Source organism: Saccharopolyspora tripterygii, assembly GCF_054778355.1.
In genome coordinates this window covers 78,496-87,659 of sequence record NZ_BAAGZP010000023.1, presented here as the reverse complement: position 1 = coordinate 87,659, position 9,164 = coordinate 78,496, and the positions used below count along the sequence as shown (strand labels likewise).

The 9,164-nt window shown below is 70.4% G+C and carries 1 protein-coding gene; it reads right to left on the bottom strand.

Translation table 11 applies throughout. The annotated features are described in order from the left end of the window. A partial coding sequence (locus ACYVF3_RS18695; protein WP_461155513.1) for a WXG100-like domain-containing protein occupies positions 1-9,151 on the bottom strand: 9,151 nt, incomplete at its 3' end. Positions 9,152-9,164 lie beyond the last annotated feature (13 nt).

The window sequence follows — 9,164 nt, the reverse complement described above, 5'->3', positions numbered from 1 at the left end:
GACGCCCCGCCACCACCTCAACCACACCATCCGCCGCACCCGGATCATCCACAAACACCACGCGAGCACGGGCTTCCACCTCCGGACCGGGCAACGTGTGCGACTGCTGATTGACGAGCATCTCGATGCCCTCGGCGGTGCTGGCACGCACGGCCACGAGATCCGCCTGACTGACCCCCTCGGCCGGCCGCAAGTACAACCTCGTCACCAGATTCCAGCGCCCCACCTCCGGAATCACGCTGTAACTCACCTGCTGCCGAACACCACTACCCCGCCCCCGCTGCACCCTCCGACGACCATCCCCCGAACCGAACACGAACGCGTCATCCAACGCCTTCCACCGCTCCGCCTCCACCCGAAACGACGCCACCGGTTCGTCGGCGGCCGCGGGCGCCTCGACGACCGGTTGCCGGGTGGGCGAGGTGTCCGGTGACGCGGTGTCCGGTGGTGCGGCGGGGAGCCGGTCCCGGACGGCCTCGGCGACCTGCGCGCTGGAGGGGTCGGCGAAGAACTCCTCGGCGTGCCGCGAACCGAAGTCCTCGATCCCGGACGCGTAGGCCACGGCGGCGAGGATCTCGCGGTCGCTGTTGCGCTGCGTCACGCCGAGATCGCGGACGTCGATCTCGACGCTGCGCCCGACCTCCTGGGTGTTGCCGGCGGCGGGACGCGGGTTCCCGTCGCGTTCCAGGCCGGTGGGAACGAAGTGCGCATCGGCCTTGGCGTTGCCCGTGCCCGGGTTCGAGTGCACGACCTCGCCGTGATCGCTGAGCCGGTAGGCGCCGTGCAGGTCCTCGCCGATCTGGTTCGCCAGCGTGCCGCCGACGATGTCGCCGTCGGTCGTGGGGTGCTGCTGGGCGTTGCCGCCGGGGAGCGACGGGAACCCGGCCATGTGGTGGGGCCGGCCGGTGTAGGGGTTGGTCTCGGGCCGGATGCCGAGCACCATCGTGCTGTCGTCCAGCCAGGGCAGCGCGAAGTACTTCTGCTTGCGCCACTGGCCGTCCTGCCCCTGCTGGAGCAGGTTGCCGGAGCGGTCGAAGTGCCTGCCGTCGCTGTCGGTCCTGCTCTCGTCGGGGCGGATCCCGGTGCCGGTCTCCTGAGGCGGAACCCCGGGCGCGAGGTCGCTGGTCTCGCGGCGGAGGTCGTGCAGCGCGAGCTCGCTCTCCGCGATCTGCCGCCCGACCTGGTCGAGCCGCTGCACGTCGGGCTCGGTGACCTCGATCGCCGCGCGGTGGATGATCTCGACCTGGCGCGGGTCCGGCCTCGGCCCGCCGTCGAGGTGCGGCTCGGCCATGGCCTGCACGGCGTCGCCGAGCCGGATGATCTTGTTGGTCAACCGGTCGTACTGCGAGTTCAGCTCGGCGAGCTGGTCCTCGATCGCCTGGATCTCGCGTTGCGCCTGCTCCGGTGTCCGGGACACCCCCGTGACGTTCGAATCCCGGGTGACGGGCGCAGGCGTCGTCACGGGCGCGGTCTGCGGCGGGGTGTCGAACGGGGTGTGCTGGCCCTCGCGGACGTCGAATTCCACCGGTGTGCCGGTGAACCCGTTGGGGCCTTCCATCCGGTGCTCGGACCAGGACGGCGCGAAGTGCGGCTTCGAGCGGATGACGAGGTCGTAGTGCGGGATGGCGCTGTAGCGCCGCCAGTCCTGCCCGCGGGTCCGGGAGGTGTTGCTCTGCTCCAGGGCCGTGGCCGCGGTCTCGGAGTCGGACACCCCGCGCGAGGCGGCGTTCTCGGCGTTGCTCCAGTTCGTGTTGTGGATGGCCATCATTCCGAAACCGGCGTCAGCGCCGCGGGAGCGGGAGTCGCTGGAGGACTGGCCCGCTTCCGCGCCCTGCTTCGAGGAGTGCTGCGCCTCGGTCCACGAGTGCATGTACTGCGGGTCGGTGAGCCGCGGCTTGACCTGCACCTCGTAGTCCACCGACAGGAAGCGGTCGTGGACCTTGAACGACGTCGTGTACCCGTCGTCGCTGAGCAGCCGCCGGTCGTTGCCGATGTTGGGCACGATGACGTCCGGCGAGAACAGCGCGTCGAGCTTGCCGCGGTTCGGCGTTCCCTCGCCGAACCAGCGCTGGACGAGGTCCTTGTGCCCTCGGGCCTCGACGATGGCGTCCACAGCGTGCTGGGTGAGCTGCGGGTCCCTCGTTCCCTTGGCCAGCTGGAAGGACGGCGACTGCTTGGCCGCGTCGGTGATGTCGCGCCCGGTTCCGCCCGGGGCGTGGTCGGTGGGCTGGTTCAGCAGGAACTCGGGCAGGTTCAGGTCGACGTGCCCCTGGGACTGCGACAGCTGCGGGGGCAGCGTCACCTCGCGCCGTTCCGGGTGCCGGTAGGCGCTGGAACCGACCGCGCCTTCGGTGAAGGTGGACAGCAGCAGCGGCGGGACGCGGAACTTGTGCACCTTGAAGTTGATCTTCACGGGTGCCCGGACGCCCACGTGGTCGTCGGTGTCCGACCGGTCCTGGCCGAAAGTGCCGACCTGGTTGGCCTGCTCGGCCCCGCTTTCGGCGGACACCCCGACGGCCGGCATCGGTGCCAGGGAACCGCCTTCGGGAGTCGTCGGGATGATCGGCCACGCGGTCAGCGACGCGGAGACGGCGGCGCTGCGCGACGAGTCCTCGCCCGTGCCCCGCACGCCCTGCGTCTCGGCGTAACCACCGGTGGGCACGTCGCCGCGGTCGATGATCTCGGCACCGGGCTGCTGCTCGGCCGTCGCGGTGAACGTGTAGTAGTGCGAGCCGAACCAGCGCGAGCGGAACATGGTCCGCTGCCAGCCGCCGTTGAGCACCTCCCGGACGTCGGCGGGGTTGTCCAGGGCGCGCAGCGCGTTGGTGGCGTCGAACAGCGGTGCCGGGCGGCCAGAATCGGGCGTCCAGCCGGGGAAGAGTTCCGGCGCGGCGTGCCAGAGCGCGCGAATCGCGTCGTCGGACAGCCGGTCCTGACCGCCCGGCGCCTGGTCGTCATGGGAGGTCTGGGAGTCCTGAGTGGTCTGGGAGTCCTGCTCGGCCCTGCTCCCACCGTCCTCGTCCGGCCGGTCGGTCGAGCCGTCCCGGGTCTGCCCGGTCGCTTCCGGCGCGTCCCGCGTGAAACCGGAGACGACGACCGAGCGGTCCAGTCCCGCACCGAGATCGCGCAGCAGCGGCAGGTCGTCGGTGAGGCGTGCGTCGGGGTGCGTGGTCACCGGGTTCTGCGGTTTGACGTAGAGCAGCCCGTCGGGGACGACGATCTCGACGGTGTCGCTCTGCGCCCCGGTCGGGTAGGGGCTGATGGCGTCCCACCGGTGGTTCGGCTGCCCGAACAGCTGCTGCCACGCATCGGCCCGGACCGACAGCACCAGGTCACCGGTGTAGAGCTGCATCGGCGTCTTGACCTGCGACGCGGCCTTGGTGGAGCCGCCGAGCGAGTCCTCGGTTCCCCGTCCGGTCGACAGGGACACGCCCGTGCCGGCGTCGGCCATGGCGCCCCAGAAGTTGAGCCCGGCCTCGCCCTCGGTGCCCCGGCTGGTGCCGCTGGAGACCGACACGCTGGTCTTGTTGGTGGTCTCCCACGTCGAGTTGCCGGGCACGGGCCCGAGCGGCCGCTCGTTGTGGACCCGCATCTCGAAGGCACCGCGCTGCATGCGGTCGAAGAACAGCCCGGCGTGGGCGCCTCCGTCGCGCACCTGGGGCCCGTGGAACATCCCGGCGAGCCGCGTCTGCCACCACTGCGGGTCGACGTCGACGAGGTGCTTCGGGTTGCTGTGCCTGGGATCGGTGCTGCCGCCGTGCGCGATCCAGCGGCGGAACCGCTCGAACTTGCCCTCCTTGGCACCTCGCGCGGCGTCCCGCTGCATCTCGTGGAAGGCCTCGTTGGCCTTGCCGTAGAGGTCGACGACCGAGACCACCGCGGTGTTGCCGTCCATGTCGACGCGGTTGCCGTCGTGGAGGTCGTGGCCGCTCGCGGGCGCCGGGTCGCCCGGGTTCCAGCCCGCGTCCGCGTCGAGCAGGAAGCTCGCCACCCGGTAGTCCGCACTGCCGTGCACCTGCACCTCGGTGGACGGGGCCTTGCGGCTGAACGGGTTCCGCGCGGAGGTGTCGGTGGCCTGGAGGTTCCAGGTGACGTCGCGGGTGACCCGGTCCGCCTTGCCCTCGTACTTGATGCGCTGCTCGGAGTCGAGGCTGTCGCCGTGACCGCTGGACTTGCCGCGGGTCCAGCTGCCGCCGAGACCCGCGATGCCGCCGACGTAGTTGCTCGACCCGTACCCGGAGGGCCGGATCGTGGTGCGGGCCATCGCGGCCAGCAGCGCGCCCACGCCGAAGCTCGTCTTGAAACCGGTGTTCCAGCCGCTGCCGTGCTTGCGCGTCGCGCTGAACCGGACGTCGTTGTCGAGGGTGCGCCGTCCGGTCACGTCGCCCAGGTCGCCGGTCAGCTGGAAGCTGAACTTGCGCCCGCCCGCGGTGACGTCGACGGTCAGCGGCTTGCCGTCACCGGTGAGGTCGTCGAACTTCGTCATGACCTTGTAGGGGCCGAAGCCGCTGAGGTCGCGGTTGACCTGGTTCCAGTCGACCGAGTCGGTGTCCACACCCAGCGCGGTGAGCCGTTGCTGGATGTGCTGGCGGGCCTGGTCGCGCAGTTGGCCGGTGCCGCCGACCCGGACCACGTTCTTGAACATGCCCTCGCCGTCGAGGACGGTGTGGATGCGCTCCTGCTGCTCGGCGTCGGGGGCGGTGGTCGTCGGCGCGACCGTGGGGGTCCCGCCGGGGTTGAGGGCGTCGTTGAGGACCTTCTCGAACTCGGGAACGTCCTCGTTGCGCACCCACACGTAGGTGGCGCCGTCGGTGGCCTGCACCGGGACGGGCGCGGATTCGGCCTTCCCGCCCGGGCGGGAGGTGATCTCGGCGGCCAGCGACAGGTCGATCCGGTAGCGCTGCGCGCCGTCGTTCTCCAGCGACTTGTCCTTGTTGCTCCCCGATTCCCTGCCGGTCTGGGACTCCTTGCGGGTGGAGGTCAGCGACAGCACGCCGATCGGGCCGATCTGCAGCGGGCTGTTGTGCCCGTCGATCTTCGCCTCGCCCGAGGTGAACAGCCCGCGGACGCGGAACCCGCCGACGGCGCGGGATCCGATGCTCTGGGAGCTGCTGGTGTCCTTGGTGTTGCGCAGGATCTCACCGGTGCGGATCTGCCTCGGCTCACCGATCTTCTCGAAGCCGCGGACCTGCGGCTCGACCTTCACCTTGACCTCGGGGTGCTTCGACCAGTTCTTCCCCGGCATCCGCAACCACTTGGGGTAGGTGGTGCGCTGGCTGATGTCGATGCCGTTGACCAGGCCCTCGGAGGTCTCCTCCACGAACTGGGAGCTGTCGACCTTGGTGGCCACGCCTTCGCTGAGCGTCGGGTCCTGGCGCACCCAGTCCGGCAGGTTCGACATGACGTTGCGGTTGAGCTCACCGACGCCGGCGTAGCTGTCGAGGTTGGCGATCAGCTGCTGCACGTCGGCGGGCATCGGCACCGGCGTGAGCGGAGCGGGGGTGGCGCGCTCGGTGTCGTTGTTCTGGTCGCCGGTCCGCTGGTCGTCCCGGGTGTTCGAGGCGTTCTGCGTGTTCGGGGTGTTCGAGGCGGTGGTCGTCGGAGTCGCGTCGGCCGGGGTGGGTGCCGGTCGCGGCTTCTCCAGGACCGTCTCCGGGTAGGCCAGGCGGACCGTCGGGTCGAACCGGGAGTTGCCGCGGTTGCCGTCGGATTCCCACTGGACCTGGAACCCGACGTCGAAGGCCTTGTGGTGGCTGCCGAGCTTCGCGGTGCGCTCGCGGGTGTTGCCGGTCTTGTCCGACACGGCGCTGCTGCGGCTCTCGCCCCAGCCCAGGAACGGCAGCAGGCGCAGGTTCAGCGAGGTGGCAGCGACCTCGATCGCCGAGTCCACCCAGCCGGCCACGACGTTCTGCCGGAGCTTGCGGGAGACCGCGTGGCTGGAGATGGACCGGCTGGCACCTTCGTGCTTGCTGCTCTGCGACGGGGTGTTGTGCACCTCGGTGTCGGTGGCCACGACGGGTGCCACGGTGTCGGGGTCCATCCGCACGAACACGCTCCGCGTGCCGTCGCGGGTGGGGACCTGGAAGTTCCGCCCGCTGGAGAGGATCTGGAGCAGCCCGAGCTCACCCCGGGTGTCGACGAGCTGCTGGAACTGCTGCTGCAGACCGGTCCGCACCGCCGGGTCGACGTCGATCTTGGAGGCGACGTTCGCGGCCAGCGGCGCCTTCCCGTTCGGGGACCAGACGCCGTCGGTGGGCAGCAGCCGGGAGTGGCCGGAAATCACGCCGTCGCGCGTGAGCTCCGCCGGGCGCGGTGTCTCGTCGACGTGCGCGGCCATGTCGGCGGCGAAGGAGTCCGCGGCGCGCGCCGTCTCCGGCAGCACCGGTGCCGGGGTGACCTGCGACGGGTCGGTCAGCGCCAGGTCCAGGTTCGGGTCCTCGTCGAGCGCGGCGAACAGGTCGTCGTTCGCGACCGCGCTGGTGTCCTGCTGGGTCCCGTCCTGCTGGGTCGTGCTCTGGTCGCCGCGGGTGTCCTGAGTCGTCGTCCCGTCCTGAGTGGACTCGGATTCCCGGGCCGGGTCCTGGGATCGCTGGTCGTCGGCCGGGATGTGCGCGGCGTCCTGGTCCTGCGAGGTCTCGACCACCTGACCGCTGGAGTCGACGGTGACCGCGGCCTCGGACGTCTCGGTGCTCGGTGTGCCGGAGAACTCCGGGAGCGCGGTCGTCGACGTGGCCGCCACGTCGACGACCGACGGCGAGGACGTGCCGCTCTGACCGGCGTTGGTGGTGGTCCCGCGCGTGGTGGACGACTGGGTGCCCGACTGCGACTGGGTCTGCGACTGCTGCGCGTTCGTGCTCGTGGACGCGGTCGAGTTCGTGGTGCTCGTGCTCGTCTGCGACTGGGTCTGCCCGGTCTGGCCCGTGCCGGTGACCGGCTGCTGCCCGTTGACAGCGCCGTCGCGGGTCCCGTCTGCGCGCGGCGTCTGGTCGGAGCCCAGGGGCTGGCCGTTGTCCTGGGTTCGTCCTTCCACCCCGGTCGTGCTCGTGGTCTCGGTCGACACGTCCTGCTGACCGGATCGACCCTCCTGGATGTCGGCGTAGTCGGTGCGCGACTGCTGCGAGTCCTGGTGGGACTGGGCGGAGTCGGTGCTGTCCGAGTCCTGCTGGACCTGCGCGGACCGGTCGACCTGCGAGCTGGAATCCGCATCGGCCACGACCGGGGTGGGTGTCGGCCGCGTCCCGGTTTCGCCCTGCGTGACCTGCTGCGATTCGGTGTCGGTCGCGGTGGAGTCGGTGCCGGTGGTGGACTGCTGCGCGGTGGTCGTCCCGTCCTGCTGCGTCGTGCCGGACTGCGGGGCGGACTGGGCGGGGGTCGTGCTCGGCGTCTGCGGAGAGGTCGAGTCGCCTTCCTGCACAACGGTGTCCGAGGAATTCCCCTCCGAGACCTGCACAGGGCTCTGCGCCGAGACCTCCGACGGGTTCTGCGAACCGTTCTGCGTCTGACCGGATTCCGATGTGGACGCATCGGGGATCGCCGTCCCGTCGGCGTTCGACTGCTGCCCGGCGGGAGGCAGGCCGGGCGAGAGGTCGGCGCCGGACGAATCCTGCTGCTGCGACTGCGAGTTCTCGGCGGAGACCGGGTTCCCGTCGGAACCGACGGCGACGGTCTCCGGCGACTCCGGCGTTCCGGTGCTCCCGGAGCCGGGCTGCTGCGGGACCTGGGTCTGCGACTCGGTGATCGAGCCGTCGGTGGACTGCCCGTCCGAGAACGGGTCGTCCGGGTCGCTCTGCGTCTCCGACCCGACGGTCGTGCCCTCACCTTGCTGGGTCGTCTGCCCCGGGACCTGCGTGCCCGACTGGCCGAGCGAGGAGGGGTTGGGCGCACCGTTGGACCCGCCGAGCCCACCACCGGTACCGACTCCGCCGGTGGACGTGCTCGCGGAATCGCTGTCGGTGCCGGAGGTGTCGAGGTCCCCGTCGCCGTTGCGCAACGGCGAGGTGTCGGAGTCGGCGCCGTCGTTCTCGCGCTGCGCGGCGAGGAACGGGTTCTCACCGCTGCCGGGGGTGAGGTTGCCGTAGATCCCGGCGCCGATGACGCTGCCGAGGTTCTCCGACAGCCCAGCGGACATGCCCGCGGTGAACGAGTACGGGTTGGCCTGGAAGCCCTGGCCCGTCATAGCGCCGTAGAGGCCTTCGGTGAAGAACTCGTGCAGCCCCTCCTCGACCGCGTCGGCGAGGCCGCGGCCGAACTTCTCGGCCCACATGCCCTTGAGCGTCATGCCCGCGTAGTTGCCCGGGGTGTGGGCACCGATGTCGCGCGCGATGTGGGTGTTCATGTGGTCGGAGACCTGGGTCGCGAACTTGGCCAGCGACGGGGCCTTGGGGAAGTCGTCCGCGAAGTTCTTGGCGGCGGCCTCCGCAGCGGCCTTGAGGATGTCGTTGTCGATCTTGTCGCCGACGCCCTTGACCAGACCCTTGGCCAGCATGTTGCCCATCGCGCCGCCGAGCGCGGCGAACGGCAGGGCCAGCGCACCGCCGAGGGCGCCGACGGCGGCGGCCTGCTTGGTGGCGTCCTCGTCCCAGTCGTCGCGGGTGCCCTTGGCCATCTGGATGCCCTGAGCCGCGGCGTCGATGGCCACCTGGAAGGCGATGCCGAAGATCTGCGCCTGGATGACGCGCATCAGCAGCCTGCCCCAGATGTTCTTCAGCAGGAAGCGGACGATGGCGTAGCGGCCGGCGAGCCAGGCCATGCTGGCACCGAAGGTCGGTCCGGCCATCGCGATGGCCCAGGCGATTTCGGCGAGCAGCTCGATCAGCGAGAGCAGGCTGACGAGCTTGACGTACTCGGTCTGCACCGAGAGCTGCTTGAGGAAGCCGGCGATCTGCTCGTAACCGGTCGCGGCGGTCTCGATGTAGCCGTTGCTCTCGACGTACGGCGCCATCCGGTCGGCGAATCGCATCGCCGCCTTGCCGTAGAACTCCGAGCGGATGAGCTTGATGGCCTGGGCGAGTTCGGGGGTGAGCTCGCTGCGCAGCCTGTTGGAGGTGTTGCGCCACGACTCCGACAGCTTGCGAAGTTGATCTTCGTTGATCTGCGGCCACTTCTCGCCGGTCAGGACCATGAAGAGGTTTCCGACCTCTTCCGGAACCATGATCGCCATCGTG